Annotated in this window: 16 protein-coding genes; 1 reads left to right on the top strand and 15 read right to left on the bottom strand. The window is 37.9% G+C overall.

Going from position 1 to position 17,454, the window contains the following annotated elements; all coding sequences use genetic code 11:
• Positions 1-76 precede the first annotated feature (76 nt).
• The 3 genes from IQI_RS00185 to mce all read right to left on the bottom strand — a co-directional run bounded on the left by IQI_RS00185 (position 77) and on the right by mce (position 3,242).
• Entirely contained in the window at positions 77-1,201 is a 1,125-nt protein-coding gene (locus IQI_RS00185) for a tripeptidase T (protein WP_064090911.1), read from the bottom strand.
• A gap of 74 nt (positions 1,202-1,275) precedes the next feature.
• Positions 1,276-2,823 (bottom strand): acyl-CoA carboxylase subunit beta, encoded by a 1,548-nt coding sequence (locus IQI_RS00180; protein WP_064090910.1) that lies wholly within the window; start codon positions 2,821-2,823, stop codon positions 1,276-1,278.
• Positions 2,823-3,242: a methylmalonyl-CoA epimerase gene (gene mce / locus IQI_RS00175; RefSeq protein WP_064090909.1), complete on the bottom strand. Its 420-nt coding sequence runs from the start codon at positions 3,240-3,242 to the stop codon at positions 2,823-2,825. The genes IQI_RS00180 and mce overlap by 1 nt, the downstream gene beginning before the upstream one ends.
• Positions 3,243-3,429: 187 nt before the next feature.
• Between mce and prli42 the strand changes: the two genes are divergently transcribed.
• Positions 3,430-3,525 (top strand): stressosome-associated protein Prli42, encoded by a 96-nt coding sequence (prli42, locus tag IQI_RS21115; protein ID WP_156509805.1) that lies wholly within the window; start codon positions 3,430-3,432, stop codon positions 3,523-3,525.
• A 285-nt stretch (positions 3,526-3,810) separates the two neighbouring features.
• On the opposite strand, the gene IQI_RS00170 is transcribed toward prli42, so the two are convergent.
• The 12 genes from IQI_RS00170 to IQI_RS00115 all read right to left on the bottom strand — a co-directional run bounded on the left by IQI_RS00170 (position 3,811) and on the right by IQI_RS00115 (position 17,247).
• Positions 3,811-4,314, bottom strand: coding sequence for a L,D-transpeptidase (locus tag IQI_RS00170; protein WP_064090908.1), 504 nt, complete (start codon positions 4,312-4,314; stop codon positions 3,811-3,813).
• A 21-nt stretch (positions 4,315-4,335) separates the two neighbouring features.
• Positions 4,336-5,322, bottom strand: coding sequence for an aromatic acid exporter family protein (locus tag IQI_RS00165; RefSeq protein WP_064090907.1), 987 nt, complete (start codon positions 5,320-5,322; stop codon positions 4,336-4,338).
• A 182-nt stretch (positions 5,323-5,504) separates the two neighbouring features.
• Complete coding sequence (locus IQI_RS00160) at positions 5,505-6,221, bottom strand: amino acid ABC transporter ATP-binding protein (RefSeq protein ID WP_064090906.1); 717 nt, start codon at positions 6,219-6,221, stop codon at positions 5,505-5,507.
• The gene (locus IQI_RS00155; protein WP_064090905.1) at positions 6,214-6,873 is read right to left on the bottom strand and encodes an amino acid ABC transporter permease; all 660 of its coding nucleotides are present in this window, start codon (positions 6,871-6,873) and stop codon (positions 6,214-6,216) included. Before IQI_RS00155 ends, IQI_RS00160 begins: the two co-directional genes overlap by 8 nt.
• Before the next feature lie 103 nt (positions 6,874-6,976).
• On the bottom strand, positions 6,977-7,762 hold the full coding sequence (locus IQI_RS00150) for a transporter substrate-binding domain-containing protein (protein WP_064090904.1): 786 nt from the start codon (positions 7,760-7,762) through the stop codon (positions 6,977-6,979).
• 268 nt (positions 7,763-8,030) lie between these two features.
• Positions 8,031-8,468, bottom strand: a complete 438-nt coding sequence (locus tag IQI_RS00145) for a BrxA/BrxB family bacilliredoxin (protein WP_064090903.1) — start codon at positions 8,466-8,468, stop codon at positions 8,031-8,033.
• Between the two features lie 128 nt (positions 8,469-8,596).
• Positions 8,597-9,634 carry a methylmalonyl Co-A mutase-associated GTPase MeaB gene (gene meaB, locus IQI_RS00140; RefSeq protein ID WP_064090902.1) on the bottom strand — a complete coding sequence of 346 codons (1,038 nt, stop codon included), beginning with the start codon at positions 9,632-9,634 and terminating at the stop codon, positions 8,597-8,599.
• Positions 9,634-11,790 (bottom strand): methylmalonyl-CoA mutase, encoded by a 2,157-nt coding sequence (scpA, locus tag IQI_RS00135; RefSeq protein WP_082892539.1) that lies wholly within the window; start codon positions 11,788-11,790, stop codon positions 9,634-9,636. Before scpA ends, meaB begins: the two co-directional genes overlap by 1 nt.
• On the bottom strand, positions 11,777-13,588 hold the full coding sequence (locus IQI_RS00130) for a methylmalonyl-CoA mutase family protein (protein ID WP_064090901.1): 1,812 nt from the start codon (positions 13,586-13,588) through the stop codon (positions 11,777-11,779). Before IQI_RS00130 ends, scpA begins: the two co-directional genes overlap by 14 nt.
• Before the next feature lie 298 nt (positions 13,589-13,886).
• A complete protein-coding gene (locus IQI_RS00125; protein WP_064090900.1) occupies positions 13,887-15,209 on the bottom strand; it encodes a dihydrolipoamide acetyltransferase family protein in 1,323 nt (440 codons plus the stop codon).
• 42 nt (positions 15,210-15,251) lie between these two features.
• The gene (locus IQI_RS00120; RefSeq protein WP_064090899.1) at positions 15,252-16,235 is read right to left on the bottom strand and encodes an alpha-ketoacid dehydrogenase subunit beta; all 984 of its coding nucleotides are present in this window, start codon (positions 16,233-16,235) and stop codon (positions 15,252-15,254) included.
• A 13-nt stretch (positions 16,236-16,248) separates the two neighbouring features.
• Positions 16,249-17,247 (bottom strand): thiamine pyrophosphate-dependent dehydrogenase E1 component subunit alpha, encoded by a 999-nt coding sequence (locus IQI_RS00115; protein ID WP_064090898.1) that lies wholly within the window; start codon positions 17,245-17,247, stop codon positions 16,249-16,251.
• Positions 17,248-17,454 lie beyond the last annotated feature (207 nt).

The raw sequence follows: 17,454 nt of genomic DNA, 5'->3' as shown, positions 1-17,454 counted from the left end.
GAGAATGCTTAGGTAAATAGAAAACGTGTCAACTTAAAAGAAATGCCCATCAACATTTGTTGATGGACACGTTACATTATTCTCCTGCTACATCTTGAATGATCGCTACAACCATTTCAGATAATTTATTTAATTCTTCAACAGGCATTCTTTCACTCTTAGTATGAATTTCTTCATATCCAACAGCTAAATTTACAGTTGGTACTCCAAATCCGGCGATAACATTAGCGTCACTTCCACCCCCGCTAGTACGGAGCTCACTCGGACGACCAATTTTCTTCGCAGCACGTTTTGCTACTTCTACAACTTCATCGCCGTCTTTAAATTTGAAGCCTGGATACATAATTTGTACATCAATTTCAGCCTTACCACCCATTTCTTCAGCAACAGTCATGAAGGCTGCTTTCATTTTTTCCACTTGAGCTTCCATTTTTTCAGGTACAAGGGAACGGGCTTCTGCCAAAATGTCTACCTGCTCGCAAACGATATTTGTTGCTTTACCGCCTTCAAAACGACCAATATTGGCTGTTGTCTCTTCATCAATTCGACCAAGTGGCATTTTAGAAATGGCTTTAGCCGCAATAGTAATAGCAGAAACACCTTTTTCTGGAGCAACTCCTGCATGAGCTGTTTTTCCATAAATGGTTGCTTTAATTTTTGCTTGAGTTGGAGCAGCAACAATAATATTTCCGACTTCTCCATCACTATCTAATGCAAAGCCGTATTTAGCTTTTACAAGAGAGGAATCTAATGCTTTCGCTCCTACTAATCCTGACTCTTCCCCAACAGTAATAATAAATTGAATGTCTCCATGTGAAATCTGGTTTTCTTTAATTACTTGGACAGCTTCAAGCATCGTGGCAAGACCAGCTTTATCATCTGCACCTAAGATTGTTGTACCATCAGAATAAATAAAGCCGTCCTCTTTCAATGTCGGTTTTACACCTTTAGCTGGAACAACTGTATCCATGTGAGAAGTAAAGTAAATGGTATCTACGCCTTCTTTATTTCCTTTCAAAGTACAAATGAGGTTTCCAGCACCATGGCCCGTTTCACCCATCGTGTCATCTTCAAAAACCTCTACTCCAAGATCAGTGAATTTTCGCTTTAACACTTTTGCAATTTCTGTTTCTTCTCTTGTTTCAGAGTCGATTTGTACCAATTCTAAAAATTCATTAAGTAAGCGCTCTTTATTAATCATAGTAGTGACCTCCAAAAGTATGTATTCACTCTTATAGTATAGCGTGAATAGGTTAGTCGGACAAACCAGACCACTTACAACGGAATATTTCCGTGCTTCTTACTTGGTCTATCTTCCTTCTTGTTTCTCATCATCTCTAACCCTTGAATAAGCTTGATTCTCGTTTCGCGAGGATCGATCACATCATCAACCATTCCTCTTGAAGCAGCCACGTATGGATTAGCAAACTTCTCTCTATATTCTTCAATCTTTTGTTCTCGAAGCTCTTCAGGATGATCACTGTTAGCGATTTCCCTTGCAAAAATAATATTGGCTGCTCCTTGAGGACCCATTACCGCAATTTCAGCGTTTGGCCATGCAAATACCAAGTCTGCACCAATCGATTTACTATTAAGAGCAACATAGGCACCGCCATATGCTTTTCTTAGAATCACCGTCATTTTAGGGACAGTTGCTTCCGAATATGCATAAAGGATTTTTGCCCCGTGACGAATAATTCCACCGTGCTCTTGCTTAATACCTGGGAAGAACCCTGTTACGTCTTCAAATGTGATAAGGGGAATATTAAAGGAATCACAAAAACGGATGAATCGAGCGGCTTTATCTGAGGAATCAATATCTAATCCTCCAGCCATGAACTTTGGTTGATTACAAACCAGTCCAACGACTTCTCCCTTGATTCGTGCCAATCCCACCACAATGTTTTTAGCAAATTCCTTTTGAACCTCGAGGAAGCTTCCCTCATCCACAATTTCATTGATAACAATACGTACATCATATGGACGAATCGCATCAAAAGGAATAAGATCTGTTAAATTCTCACGATAATCGTCTTCCTCATTTACTTCTAATCGAGGAGGTTTTTCCTCGTTATTTTGTGGCAAGTAGCTTAATAATCTTCGCACTTCCATCAGAACTTCTTCTTCTGTTTTCCCTCTAAAATGAGCATTTCCACTGATTGAGTTATGTACTTTCGCTCCACCTAAGTCTTCTGAACTGATTTTTTCTCCCGTAACGGTTTCAATTACTTTTGGTCCAGTAATAAACATCTGACTTGTATCATCTACCATAAAAACAAAATCTGTAATGGCAGGGGAATAGACTGCTCCACCGGCACATGGCCCCATAATAACAGAAATTTGCGGGATAACCCCTGAGTAGATAGAATTTCGATAGAAGATATGACCATACCCATCTAATGAAACGACACCTTCTTGAATCCTTGCACCACCCGAATCATTTAAACCAATAAATGGAGCCCCGTTTTTCACAGCTAAGTCCATTACGTGGGAGATCTTCTTTGCATGCATTTCTCCAAGAGCCCCACCAAACACAGTAAAGTCTTGTGAAAATAAGTAAATGGGGTTGCCATTTACTTTCCCGTAACCAGTAACGACCCCGTCTCCTGGTCCATTTACCCCTTCAAGTCCAAAGTCCGAGCAACGGTGTTCGATAAAGGGATTGAGTTCAACAAAGCTGCCTTGATCTACTAATAAATCAATTCTTTCCCTTGCAGTTAGTTTTCCTTTTTCATGTTGTTTATTGATTTTTTCATCTCCACCACCGAGTTCTACTTCTCTTCTTCGATCGTAAAGCTCATTTATTTTTTCATAAATATCCATTATGACTTATCCCCCTTGATGTTCGTTTTATCACAAAGCTCATAGAGTACACCATGTGCAGATTTAGGATGTAAAAAGGCAACTTCTGCTCCTCCTGCTCCAGGTTTAGGTGTCTCATTAATCATTTGAACGCCTTTTGTTTGCAATTCATGAATTCGCTCTTCAATTCCTTCTACACCAAATGCTATATGATGAATGCCTTCCCCTTTTTTCTCAATAAAAGTCGCAATTGGACTTTGAGTATGTAAGGGTTCTAGTAATTCTAACTTAATATTTCCTCCATCCAAAAAAGCAACCTTGACACCTTGAGTCTCAACATGTTCAACTTTTACTAGCTTCAACCCAAGTGTATCATTATAAAATGGAAGAACATTTTCTATTGATGATACGGCTATTCCTATATGGTCTACTTTCTTCATTAAAATCATCCCCCTGTTGTCGAAATGTTCTACACCTTATACCATTCTATAAATGTTGTCGAAATCCCTCCTAATGTGGGGAATTATTAAAGCGTTTTCTTAGGTGGAATGGTTGTATTCTCTTATTAATCAAGATAAAATAGGAGAAAATAAGCTGAGTGCTATGAATTAGAAATGGAGAGGTACTATGGGTAATAAAAATATTCGTAAAATTATCGTGTTTATTATGTTATTTGCAATGCTGGCATCAACACTTCTAGCTGGCCTGACTTTTCTATTATAAAAATAAAAAGAATCTCCTTTGTCGATTGTCAAGACAAAGGAGATTCTTTTTATTTTAAAGTTCGCTCTTGTGTTTCGGAAAAAAGTAGTAGTTAATTTCCGCTGCAGGATGCTCGCTTTCTGATGGGCGGGCGGTGAGCTGCATCGAAAATCAACTTTGTGTGAGTTTGTTAATCTAATCTAAAAGAACGAGAATAACTTCTTTTAATGAATCAGTAATCAATTTCTGCGTATTTATCAATTTAATACTCATGCTGCAAATCAAAAAACCTTTGTAATAACATAATCATTTTAATGCTCCGTATTCTTTTCCTATCTCACCAAAGCTTTTAGTTGTTTTTACTACTAATACCTTTGTTCCAATTGGAGCCTTATCGAAGAGGTATTCTACATTTTTATTTTGCATTCTAATACAGCCATTGGAAATGTATTTTCCTATACTGGATGGTTGATTTGTACCGTGGATACCATATATCCTTCCGTCTGTCCCCTTGGCATCAAAGCCAATCCACCTCGTTCCTAGTGGGTTTCTTGGGTCACCACCAGGAATATTCTTTTTACGATAATATGGATTCTTGGCTTTTACCGTCACTGTAAATATACCTTCAGGAGTTAATTCCGTCGTTTTCCCTGTTGCAATTGGAAACGTTTGTTGAATCATTCCTTGATCAATATAGGACAATTGATTATTCCCTTTATTTACAATAATAAATGGATCTCCAGGGAGAGGATTTCTTCCTAAAGGCCAAATGGGAGATGCAACTAATAGAATTGCAAGAAGTAAACGCATACCATCACCCTTTATTTAATCTTAGGTGTAGTTTACTTCTCTTTCTTCATTCTCATTCTTCTTTATCCCCTTGAAGGAACTTTTCAATAGTAAATATTGTTCCATTTCTTGAACAAATTGATAGAGGGCAGCACGTGTTTCAAACTCTTCACGGGTTTTCGGTAATTCCATTTGTTCAAATTCAACCTTCATATCATACAACTTTTTCAGATAGAACAGAGCTGTATTACCCGGATGAATATGTTCACTTAGCTCTTCAAGGAATTCAGCTATTCTGTTTCCCTGTTCAATAGTTAAGGAAATAGAAGCTGCAATAGGAAGAATTCGCTGAAGAATTTCAAACTGCTTTTCTCTCATTTTAAAGTAAAGATAATATAAGTTTTCATGACGTAAAAAATGATTTTCAACATCTTTAAAAGCCAATGTCTTTGCTTTTTTCAGTAATTCTTCTGTTTCCGTTATTTCTTTCCCGTCCCAATGACTGTCATTTGTTTTCAAATAATTTGTCATCTCACAAAATATTTTATAAAAATTCTTCTCTATCTCTTCTTGATACTCGATCAGTTTGTTTTCAACACTCGGCATATATAAATTCATAATCAAAGCAATTCCTATACCAATTACAATAATTCCTAATTCATTTTGAAAAACACCTGCCGTTACATTGCCTGCAGAGTAAATATGTAAAATAATAACTGAGCTTGTGACAATCCCTTCTTTAATATTTAATGCTACGGTAATTGGAATAAACACAAGTAGAAGTAAACCAATGATCGCAGGCTGATAGGCTAGAAATTCAAAGAAACCTGCAGAGAGTACCATAGCAATTACACAAGCTATGAATCGGCTCCAAGAAGCATTAATCGATTTCTTTTTTGTATTTTGAATACAAAGGATGGTTAAGATTCCTGCTGATACAAAGTTATCCAGCTGTAACCATTGTGCAAGGCTAATCGCGACGGCTGTGCCGACCCCTGTCTTTAACGTTCGATACCCGATTCGAAACATTTCATCTTTCTCCTAACTCTTCTCTTTTCATACCCTTTTTAGAATACCACATTTCCTACTATACAAAAAAAAGAAGGGTTAACGATAAATTACGTTAATCCCCCTTTTTCATTAAGCTATGATTACTTTTTGATTCAATCAACGTAGTGAAAAAATCTACAATACTTAATCAATGTCTCTTATTAAAGTATCTTCTCAAGAAATTCTTTTGCTCGTTCACTTTGGGGATGAGAGAAAAATTGTGCTGGTTTTCCTTCTTCTACAATTTTACCTTCATCCATAAATAGCACTCGATCCGCTACTTCTCTTGCGAAGCCCATTTCATGGGTCACAATCATCATGGTCATACCTGAATGAGCTAAAGATTTCATGACTTCTAGGACTTCTTTTACCATTTCCGGATCCAATGCAGATGTTGGCTCATCAAATAGCATCACTTTTGGTTCCATTGCAAGAGCCCTGGCAATAGCTACACGCTGTTTTTGTCCACCTGACAAACGATTAGGATATTCGTTACATTTTTCCTTTAGTCCTACTTTCGTTAGAAGTTCGATTCCTAACGATTCAGCTTTGCCCCGCTCCATTCCTTTTACTTTTATGGGAGCATAAATGACATTTTCCAATGTTGTCATATGAGGAAATAGATGAAAATGTTGAAAAACCATTCCTACATCTTGTCTAACCTTCTGAATGTTTTTTCCTTTTACAGCAACACCTTCAAACGTAATATTCCCGGAGCTTGGTTGTTCTAAATAATTCAAACACCTTAATAGAGTTGATTTTCCAGACCCAGAAGGACCAATGACAGCTAAAACCTCTCCTTTTATAACGGAGAGATCAATCCCCTTTAAGACTTGTAGTTGACCAAACGATTTTGTAATATTTTCTCCTCTAATCATTTCCTCTCAATCTCCCTTCCAGTACCTTTCCTAATATCGTTAAGATCATCACAAGAACATAATAAATGAGTCCAGCAAAAAGTAGTGGTTCAAAGAATGAATATAAATCACTTCCTACCATATAAGATCTTCTCATTACATCGGCTGCTCCGATTACTGTCACAATGGCTGATTCTTTTGTTAATGTTATAAACTCATTCATTAGTGCAGGTAAGATGTTTTTTATTCCTTGAGGTAAAATGATATCTTTCATCATCTTTCCATAGGGTACACCTAATGCCATGGCAGCTTCCCTTTGCCCTTTATCCACTGCATTAATTCCAGCACGAATAATCTCAGAAATATAAGCGGCTGAATTAAGGGAAAAGGCTAATATAGCTGCTGAATAGGGTTCAATTTGAGTACCAAAAAGTTGTGGAGAACCATAAAAAATAATCATTAATTGAAGAACTAAAGGTGTCCCTCTAAAAATAGACGTATATATGTCTGCTATAAATGTTAAAGGTTTAATAGAGCTAATTTTACAGAGTGCTAGTAATATTCCAAATATAAATCCAAAAATACCTGATAAACCTACAATTTTTAGTGTGACCTTCAATCCTTCCAATATAAAAGGGATGGAAGGAATTAATTGTTCAAAATCAAGTGGCATTGTATCTCCTCCAAATAAATCATAAAAGCTATAAGACTGCCCATTTAGCTTTTTAAATCAAAAGGCTAACCGAAAAGTAGGTTAGCCTCTCTTTCAATCTCGTTTATGATTGTTCTCCGTCAAACCATTTTTCTGCCAGTTTGTCTAATTCACCATTCTCTTCTAACTTTTTCAAGGCGTCATTAAATTCTTTTGTAAGCTCACTATTCTTTGGAAAAGCAACGGCAGATCCCGTTTCCTCTTCTTTGACTTTCATGGTGTTTCCTTGTAGCTCTTTATTTTTTGTTAAATAACCATCTGCTACGGTGTTCTCAATGATGATAGCATCGAATCTACCATTTTGGAGATCTTGGATTAATTCAGGAATACGATCTCGTGTTTCCACTTTTAGATCAATCGATGTTGTAAGTTCTTCTGCTGCATCCTGTTGAATAGATCCTAATTGAACCCCAACTGTTTTTCCGTTTAAATCCTTTTCACTTTTTATACCGCTCTCTTTCGTTGAAATGATCATATCTTTCGCCGTGTAATATGTGTCACTAAAGTCCACATTTTTTTCACGTTCAGGAGTAGGTGTCATTGCAGAGAGGACAAAATCTACCTGACCTGTTTTTAGTGCGGAGATTAGTCCACTGAATTCCATATCCTTCACTTCAATGCTATAACCAAGTTCATCTGCCAACATATTCGCTAAATCAATATCGTATCCAATAATTTCATCACTGTTTGCAGTATCGACATATTCAAAAGGCTTGTAATCTGCTGAAGTACCCATGATTAATTTAGTAGACTCTCCTGATGCCGTTTCGGCCTTTTCTTCATTCGAACCACAAGCAATTAAACTAATTGAAACAAGAGATAGTAGTAACATAAATAATAGCTTTTTCATAGTTTGTTCCTCCTCAAATTGTATAAATATAATTATTTTTGTATATTAATTACTATATTCGTATTCTAGCACGAATTAATTTTTATTCAATACTTTTTATAATTATTCATTAATGTTTATATTTTCTGAAAATTTTATGAGTTATTATAATTATTTATTCATATTTATGTATATTCTATATCTCGTTATAAAAAAGAATTCTCTTTTCTTAAAAGAGCCTAAAAAAAAAGCCTGCCATGATTTCTGGCAGGCTTTTTCTAAAATCTACTTATACTTCTTCACAATACTGATCGAAATAGGATTGAATTTTATTTACAACAGACATTGGATCATGACCTTCAATTTCATGTCGTTCAACCATTGTCAAAAGCTTTCCATCTTTTAAAAGGGCAAAGGATGGAGAGGATGGTGGATAACCAGTAAAGTAACTACGAGCTTTCGCTGTCGCTTCTTTATCTTGTCCAGCAAATACAGTTACTAATTGGTCTGGTCTCTTATCATAATGGATAGCATGGGCAGCAGCCGGACGAGCAATTCCTCCTGCACATCCACAAACGGAATTAATCATCACAAGAGTTGTTCCTGGTTTAGTGAAAGCTTGGTCTACTTCTTCTTCCGTTGTTAATTGAGTGTATCCCGCTGTCTCGATTTCCTGACGAGCTTGGCGTACGATATCGTTCATAAATAAATTGAAATCTATATCCATGATTGTACTCTCCTTTTTACTACTATAAAATTTCTGATTCAATCTTTCTCGCATCATAAGTTTGATGTGTATCACCATCATAACAATTTTTAACTGTATCTTTCAATTAAAATAATCTAAAGTAATCGTTAATCCATGCTTCCTTTATATAACTTTAGCAATTCTTCTATCGCTTGAGTAGTCGTAGTATCTTCTGACTTCACTTTCTCTTCAAAAAGAGGCAGGGTTGATTTGATGTTTTGATGGTAAAAGAAGTCTGATAGGACTCTTTCTTTTAACATCGTATGAAACCATTCCTGTTTTTGAAGGTTTCTTCTTTCTTCAAACACACCATTTTTTTTTGTCATTGTTTCAAACTCTTTAATGACTTCCCACATTTCTTGTAAACCTTCATTTTTCAAAGCCGAACAGGTGTATGCTTTTGAACCCCAACCCTTCGTGGCCGGGATAAGAAAATGTAAAATTTGATTCAATTCTCTCTTTGTTTTTTCAGCAAGATGCTTATTTTCCCCATCTGCTTTATTCACCAGTAACGCATCAGCGAGCTCCATGATTCCTTTTTTCATGCCTTGGAGCTCATCTCCTGCTCCTGTAATTACAAGAAGGAGGAAGAAGTCCACCATTTGTCTGACCATCACTTCGCTCTGACCGACTCCAACTGTCTCAATGATGATTAAGTCGTATCCTGCTGCTTCACATAAGAGTAAGGTTTCATTCGTTTTACGATGAACTCCCCCTAATGTTCCGGCAGTAGGAGAAGGTCTCACAAAGGCTTTAGGATTCTTTGATAATTGCTCCATTCTTGTTTTATCACCCAATATACTTCCACCAGATATGGATGAGCTAGGATCAATGGCCAGGACAGCTACATGATGTCCCTCCTTGCATAACATCTCTCCAAATTCCTCAATGAACGTGCTTTTTCCAGCTCCTGGGACACCTGTTATTCCCAGACGTAAGCTGTTCCCTGTATAAGGCAATAACTCTTGTAATAACTGTTGTCCAGCTTTATAGTGCTCCTCGGCATTGCTTTCAATCAACGTAATCGCTTTTGCTAAAAAACTACGTTCTCCTTTAAGAATCCCTTCTTTTAATTCGGAAATCGAAATGGGATCCTTTCTCTTCTTCACAAATCGCCGCTTTCCTCCCGAATCATATCCAGTCATTATTCAGTCACTTCCTCGTAACCAAGCACTTCATAAATCTCTTGAATCACTTTTTGAGCTGCTACTGGAATAATCGTGCCTGGACCAAATACAGCCGAAGCTCCATTCGTTAATAGGAAATCATAGTCTTTAGCAGGGATAACTCCACCAATTACGACTAGTATATCTTCTCTTCCCAGTTTCTTTAATTCAGCTACTAATTGTGGAAGCAGGGTTTTATGACCGGCTGCTAATGAGCTAACACCAATCACATGGACATCATTTTCCACTGCTTGAAGAGCCGTTTCTTCCGGTGTTTGGAATAAGGGACCGATATCCACATCAAATCCTAGATCGGCAAATGCTGTGCTGATAACCTTCGCTCCGCGATCATGACCATCCTGGCCCATTTTGGCAATGAGAATCCGAGGTCTTCTCCCTTCATTCTCTAAAAACTCCTCAGTCATTTCCTTCACGATCGTGATTTCTTGTTCATTGGAGAAATTCGAGCTATACACTCCGCTTATACTTCTAATCGTTGCTTTGTGGCGACCAGATACCTTTTCAATCGCATCTGAAATTTCACCAAGTGTCGCACGAGCTCTTGCTGCGTCCACAGCTTTTTCAAGGAGATTTCTTTCACCGGTCTCAGCTGCAAGAGTAAGTGCATGCAGTGCTTCTACTACGACCTCTTCATTTCTTTCTTCCTTCAGCTTTTGAATTCGCTCCAATTGTTTTTGTCTTACGACAGTATTGTCAATATCTAATGTATCAATAGGGTCTTCCTTTTCCAGACGATATTTATTTACACCAATGATTGATTCTTCTCCTGAGTCAATCATCGCTTGTCTTCTCGCAGCCGCTTCTTCAATTCGCATCTTCGGTAAGCCTGTTTCAATCGCTTTCGTCATACCACCAAGCTCTTCGATTTCTTCAATATGCTTCCATGCTTTATCCATCAATTGATTTGTTAACGATTCTACATAATGAGAGCCAGCCCATGGATCGATCACCTTCGTAATCCCTGTCTCATCTTGAAGGTACAACTGAGTATTTCGAGCAATACGTGCTGAAAAATCCGTTGGCAAGGCGATCGCCTCATCCAGGGCATTCGTATGAAGAGATTGCGTATGCCCCATTGCAGCAGCATGGGCTTCTAATAATGTACGAATGACGTTATTATAAGGATCCTGCTCTGTTAAGCTCCAACCAGACGTTTGAGAATGAGTTCTCAACGCCATTGATTTAGGGTTTTTAGGGTCAAACGTTTTCATCATTTTAGCCCAAATTCTTCTAGCTGCCCTCATTTTTGCTACTTCCATAAAATAATTCATACCGATTGCCCAGAAAAATGAGAGTCTTGGTGCAAAGGAGTCGATATCAATCCCTGCCTGAAGCCCCGTTCTTACATACTCAAGTCCATCCGCTAATGTATAAGCTAACTCTATGTCCGCAGGAGCTCCCGCTTCCTGCATATGATATCCTGAAATACTGATACTATTAAATTTCGGCATATACTTGGATGTATACTCGAATATATCCGCAATGATCTTCATTGATGTTTCTGGAGGATAAATATATGTGTTACGTACCATATACTCTTTTAAAATATCATTTTGAATTGTTCCTGAAAGCTTTTCTTTTGAAACTCCTTGTTCTTCAGCAGTGACGATATAAAAAGCCAATATTGGCAAAACTGCACCGTTCATTGTCATGGAAACAGACATTTGGTCTAAAGGTATTCCATCAAAAAGAATCTTCATATCTAATATTGAGTCGATGGCTACACCTGCTTTTCCTACATCTCCTACCACTCGTGGATGATCCGAGTCATAGCCACGATGAGTGGCCAAATCAAATGCGACAGATAAGCCTTTTTGTCCCATACTTAAATTTCTTCTATAGAAAGCATTGCTCTCTTCCGCAGTAGAAAATCCAGCATATTGCCTGACTGTCCAAGGGCGATTGACATACATAGTTGGATATGGACCTCGTGTATACGGAGGCAAACCCGGTAGATCTTCTCCATGGGAGATATTTTTTGAATCTTCCTCTGCATATAGCGATTTAATCTTTAGTTTCTCATTGGTTTCATACGTGGTTCCAGATAGAATGTTATTCTGTACTGATCCTTTGTTTGAATAAGGGTCAATATTTTGCCAATTAGGCTTTGTCATGGTCTTTTCCCTCCTCCCAAATGGTTAAGAGCTCCTCTAATTTTTCTAAAATATTTTGCTTCGCGTAAACAGATCCGTTTAGTCCAAGTTCCTTAAAATGTTTCGAAGATGATTCTTTGACTTTCCCGGCCAAATCAATAACGATTTTGGAATCTATATTCTTAATACTTTCTACTATCATTGGAACAAGTTCATCATATGCTTCATCTTTCCCGCAAACAATGTAATAAGGAAGTTTTGTTTCTTCCACAAACTGAAGAACATCCTCCTTTGAAAAGCACTCTGGACTAATAGTTGATTGAATTCCACCCGTAGCTAGAAAACCACTTACAAAATCAGCACGTGGTTTGTGTGACTTTAGTAATCCCAGTCCAATTATTCCAGCTACAGGTTTTGAGCCATTTTCAGTTAATCTTTGAGCTCTATACCTTAGCTTTTCAAATGGTAGTGACATACGCTCAGAAGTATGGGGAGTTGGAATCCGATCTCCAAGGTTTGCATAGATATTTGTTCCAATCATAGACTGCTTTCTCGTAGACAAATCATGGATTCGAGCTTCTTTTACTTCTCTAACCCTTTCTTGAATCGATCCATTTTCTAACTCAGCTAAAATACCGCCTTTTGCATCGATTTCTTGAAACTCCTTCCAAGCTTTCTTACCGATTTCTTCAGATAACCATTCTACATAATAAGAACCACCACTAGGATCCACCACTTTATTTAAATGTGCTTCTTCTGCAAGGATAAGCTGCGTATTGCGGGCAACCCTTTCAGAAAGTGCATTCGTTTCACCACTTACATCGTTAAAAGGCAGGACAACAAGATAATCAACACCTGATAGAATAGCCGAAAATGCTTCGCCACCTGAACGTAGCATATTGACATATGAATCAAGGGTAGATTTATTGAATTTGGATGTTTCTGCACTTGTGCTGATTGAACGAGAAACAACTTCATTTGCTAACCCATAGGAAGATAAAATCTCCTGCCACAATTTCTTAAACGCTCTAATCTTTGATACTTCCATAAAGAAATGGCTGCCTACTGAAAAGTGAAAGTGCATTTTTTCAGCAATTTCATCTATAACCCATCCTTTTGCTATCAGTCTTTCAATATAAGAAACACCTTCACTCAGAGCGTAAGCAAGTTCTTGAACGGCGTTCGCTCCGTTATTATGATAAGGAGCAGTGTTAACGACAATCGTTTTCACCCCAGGTATATTGTCTTTTGCTTCTTCCACACTACCCAAGTACTTATCAAATGAAAGGTTTTCATGAAGAAACGCTTGCTCAGAAATAGAATCAAATCCTACTACACCTTTAATATCTCGAATGTTTTGATGCTTCTTTGATAGAGCGGAAATACGATTGATTAAAGTTGAAGAACTTTTTTCAATAGAAAAGATGGGTGTTTCAGAATCGGTTAGCTCTGTGAAAAATTGATCGAATTCTTCGTTAATCGGTAACGTTTGAGTTGAAAAAGAAAAACAATTCTGTCCCCTTGAAAGTGAATCCCTCACTTTATCTGTTAAATCACCCCATGAAATTCCTTTTAGGGGTTGTGCAATAAACCACGATGTTCCTTCTATCTTTGATTCTACATTTGGAATATAAGAACGAATTCGATCATTTAAAGGTGAATCGTTCTTTGTGTATAAAGGCTTTAATTCAATACCTTCATAAGTATGTGTATGTAAACTATCTAAGGTTTTCCCTTTTAAGGCAGCTTTTGCTACTTCCTGCCATTCTTCTAGCGATTTAGTATTAAATGATTGATTCTTCATTTCACTAAGTTTCATAATACCCCTCTTTCCCTTTATCATTTACTTTGTAATCGTTTACAAAACTCTTTAAAAACCTTATCCATCCCCTACTTATTAACCTGATTTTCTAAGTGATGAAAATTCGAAATTTTTCTACTAATACTATTTTAGTATATAAAAAAAATGGCGCTTCTTCAATGAGTAGGAAAACTCTCAACCGAATAAGTGGGATTAATATGAGTTTTGCATTCCAGTTCCCTTTCGAATAAGCACCGCTGAACAGAATCACAAGAAATAAGGACTAACCAGCTGGTTAGTCCTTATCATTAAATTATTAATACACTGAAGTCGTTTCTTTTGATGTGTTTTCTAATATCTCTTTTACTCGTTGAAGGAATCTTCCACAAACTAGTCCGTCTAATACACGATGGTCAAGTGACATACATAGATTTACCATGTCACGAACGGCAATCATTCCATTATTCATCACAACTGGACGTTTAACAATAGACTCCACTTGAAGAATCGCTGCTTGAGGGTAATTGATAATACCCATGGATTGAACTGATCCAAATGATCCAGTGTTGTTTACAGTGAATGTACCCCCCTGCATATCCTGGGAAGTTAGTTTACCACTTCGTACTTTTCCAGCAAGTTCTGTAATTTCACGAGCGATACCCTTAATCGTTTTTTCATCTGCATTTTTAATGACTGGAACATACAAAGCATCGTCTGTTGCAACAGCAATGGAAAGATTAATATCTTTCTTCTGAACGATTTTGTCTCCAGCCCACATAGAGTTAATTTGAGGATATTCCTTCAAAGCTTGAGCTACTGCTTTTACAAAGAAAGCAAAGAATGTCAGATTGAAACCTTCACGCTGTTTGAACTCTGTTTTAAGAGAATTTCTATAATCAACTAGGTTGGTTACATCAATTTCCATCATCGTCCATGCATGAGGAGCTTCGTGCTTACTTCTCACCATGTTAGCAGCAATGGCTTTACGAATTCCTGAAACTGGAATTTCAATGTCTCCCGGTGCAACAGGAACGCTTGGTGCAGCTTGCTTACTTGCTGCAGCAGGTTGTGATGGGACTTGATCCTGAGCAGGCGCTTGAGGTGCTTCTGCTTCCGCTTTTTCTACCGGAGCATCTCCAGCTTTAGGAATATTTCCAGATTCGATAATCTTTTTCAGATCTTTTCTAGTGATACGACCTTCGTTTCCAGTACCTTCAACCTGATTTAGGTCGATATCATGTTCTTGAGATAGCTTTAACACAGCAGGAGAATATCTTGCCTTATTGCCGCTATCCTTGCTTGGTGATTTAGCAGGTTTTTGAGTTGATTCTGGTTGTTTACTTGATTCTTTTTTACTCTCTTCTTTCGGAGCTTCCTCTTGAGGTGCAGAGCCTCCACCTTCAATTTCAATCGAACAAATGATTTCTCCAACTTCTAGAGTATCCCCTTCCTCGGCGATTAACTCTTTTATCGTTCCAGTAAAGGAAGAAGGAACTTCTGCATTTACCTTATCTGTTTGTACTTCTGCAATTGGATCATATTTATTTACAGTATCACCAGGTGACACTAACCATTTACTAATTGTACCTTCTGTAACACTTTCCCCTAGCTGAGGCATTTTCATATTTTCAATACCCAATGAGGACCCCTCCTTACGTTACGATTAATAGTATTCTTATGATTAAAATTCTGCCAGCTCACGCATTGCTTTTTCTACCTTGTCTGGATTAATCATGAAATATTTCTCCATTGTTGGTGCATAAGGCATTGCAGGGATGTCTGGACCAGCAAGACGCTTGATTGGTGCATCCAGGTCAAATAAGCAATGTTCTGCAATAATGGCAGAAACCTCTCCCATGATGCTTCCTTCTTTATTGTCTTCAGTAACAAGAAGAACTTTACCTGTTTTAGAAGCAGCTTCAATGATTGCTTCTTTATCTAAAGGATAAATTGTACGTAAATCTAAGATATGAGCTTCAATTCCATCTTGAGCAAGCTTCTCTGCTGCTTGAAGAGCAAAGTGGACGCACAGTCCATAAGTGATGACAGTAATATCTTCACCTTCACGCTTCACATCTGCTTTTCCTATTGGCAGAGTGTAATCATCTTCAGGAACTTCACCTTTAATTAAACGATAAGCACGTTTATGTTCAAAGAACATTACAGGATCGTCGTCACGAATCGCCGCTTTCAGTAATCCCTTTACATCATAAGGAGTAGAAGGCATGACAATTTTCAATCCAGGTTGATTCGCAAACACAGCTTCTACTGATTGAGAATGATAAAGAGCGCCGTGAACTCCACCACCGTAGGGAGCACGAATTACCATCGGACAGCTCCAATCATTGTTAGAACGATAGCGGATACGAGATGCCTCTGAGATGATTTGGTTAACAGCGGGCATAATGAAATCAGCAAATTGCATTTCAGCAATAGGTCTCATTCCATACATTGCTGCACCAATTCCAACACCTGCAATAGCAGACTCAGCTAGTGGTGTATCGATTACACGGTCTTCACCGAATTGGTCATACAACCCATGTGTCGCTTTAAATACGCCACCCTTTTTACCAACATCTTCCCCAAGGACAAATACTTTTTCGTCACGTTCCATTTCTTCTCTCATAGCCATTGTTACGGCGTCAATATATGAAATTACTGGCATTTTTTATTCCCCCTTACTTCTCTTCTGCATAAACATACTTCATTGCTGATTCTGCTTCAGCATATGGAGCATTTTCTGCATAGTCCGTTGCTTCATTTACTTGCTTCATGATACGATCATTGATTTCTTTTTCAATCTCATCATTCATTACACCTGTTTCTTTCAAGTAAGCCCCAAATGTAATAATTGGATCGTTTGTTTTCGCTTTAGCCACTTCATCTGGAGAGCGATAGCTTCTGTCATCGTCATCAGAGGAGTGAGGAGTTAATCGGTAAGATACTGTTTCGACAAGCGTAGGGCCTTCACCACGACGTCCACGGTCTGCAGCTTCTTTTACAGCTTTGTATACTTCTAATGGGTCATTACCATCAACGGTAACTCCTGGCATACCATAACCAATGGCACGGTCAGATACATTTTCACACGCCAATTGTTTTTCAATTGGAACTGATATAGCGTATTTGTTGTTTTCACACATGAAAATAACAGGAAGTTTATGTACACCTGCAAAGTTAGCGCCTTCATGGAAGTCCCCTTGGTTTGAAGACCCTTCACCAAATGTTACGAAAGTAACTAAATCTTTTTTCTCCATTTTCCCAGCCAGTGCAATCCCAACAGCATGAGGAACTTGAGTTGTAACTGGAGAAGAACCCGTTACGATATTATTTTTCTTTTGACCAAAGTGTCCAGGCATTTGACGACCACCAGAGTTTGGATCTTCCGACTTAGCAAAGCCAGATAGCATTAATTCTTTTGCAGTCATTCCAAACGTTAACACTACACCCATATCTCGATAGTATGGAAGAACATAATCCTTTTCTTTATCCAATGCAAAGGCAGCTCCTATTTGAGCAGCTTCTTGTCCTTGACAAGATATAACGAAAGGAATTTTCCCTGAACGATTTAGTAACCACATACGCTCATCAATCTTTCTTGCAAGTAGCATTGTTTCATACATTTCTAATACTTTCTCATTGGAAAGCCCTAATTCTTCATGACGATTCTCTGCCATATCTCTTACCTCCTATATAACTAGTTATTCATTGAGTTCTTTGTCGGGCTGGATCACTGGTCAGCTCCGTTTTATATTTGTATAGCTACGGCGCCAGAGACTCGAGGTCACTTCCTAAACCTACCATATGGCAAAGTACGCTTTTGAGAGTTCTAGGAAGTGCTTGTCGCCTCTGAACCAGCCGCCTTCGCTTTTCTAGATGTCTAG

It is taken from the genome of Rossellomorea aquimaris TF-12 (assembly GCF_001648555.1).
GTDB lineage: Bacteria > Bacillota > Bacilli > Bacillales > Bacillaceae_B > Rossellomorea > Rossellomorea aquimaris.
The sequence above is the reverse complement of the archived record's forward strand: the minus strand, read 5'-3'. Positions and strand labels throughout refer to the sequence as shown.

Coding starts and splice junctions, on each gene's coding strand:
- IQI_RS00185 (WP_064090911.1), bottom strand. CDS start 1,201: ATGATTAATAAAGAGCGCTTACTTAATGAATTTTTAGAATTGGTACAA.
- IQI_RS00180 (WP_064090910.1), bottom strand. CDS start 2,823: ATGGATATTTATGAAAAAATAAATGAGCTTTACGATCGAAGAAGAGAA.
- mce (WP_064090909.1), bottom strand. CDS start 3,242: ATGAAGAAAGTAGACCATATAGGAATAGCCGTATCATCAATAGAAAAT.
- prli42 (WP_156509805.1), top strand. CDS start 3,430: ATGGGTAATAAAAATATTCGTAAAATTATCGTGTTTATTATGTTATTT.
- IQI_RS00170 (WP_064090908.1), bottom strand. CDS start 4,314: ATGCGTTTACTTCTTGCAATTCTATTAGTTGCATCTCCCATTTGGCCT.
- IQI_RS00165 (WP_064090907.1), bottom strand. CDS start 5,322: ATGTTTCGAATCGGGTATCGAACGTTAAAGACAGGGGTCGGCACAGCC.
- IQI_RS00160 (WP_064090906.1), bottom strand. CDS start 6,221: ATGATTAGAGGAGAAAATATTACAAAATCGTTTGGTCAACTACAAGTC.
- IQI_RS00155 (WP_064090905.1), bottom strand. CDS start 6,873: ATGCCACTTGATTTTGAACAATTAATTCCTTCCATCCCTTTTATATTG.
- IQI_RS00150 (WP_064090904.1), bottom strand. CDS start 7,762: ATGAAAAAGCTATTATTTATGTTACTACTATCTCTTGTTTCAATTAGT.
- IQI_RS00145 (WP_064090903.1), bottom strand. CDS start 8,468: ATGGATATAGATTTCAATTTATTTATGAACGATATCGTACGCCAAGCT.
- meaB (WP_064090902.1), bottom strand. CDS start 9,634: ATGACTGGATATGATTCGGGAGGAAAGCGGCGATTTGTGAAGAAGAGA.
- scpA (WP_082892539.1), bottom strand. CDS start 11,790: ATGACAAAGCCTAATTGGCAAAATATTGACCCTTATTCAAACAAAGGA.
- IQI_RS00130 (WP_064090901.1), bottom strand. CDS start 13,588: ATGAAACTTAGTGAAATGAAGAATCAATCATTTAATACTAAATCGCTA.
- IQI_RS00120 (WP_064090899.1), bottom strand. CDS start 16,235: ATGCCAGTAATTTCATATATTGACGCCGTAACAATGGCTATGAGAGAA.
- IQI_RS00115 (WP_064090898.1), bottom strand. CDS start 17,247: ATGGCAGAGAATCGTCATGAAGAATTAGGGCTTTCCAATGAGAAAGTA.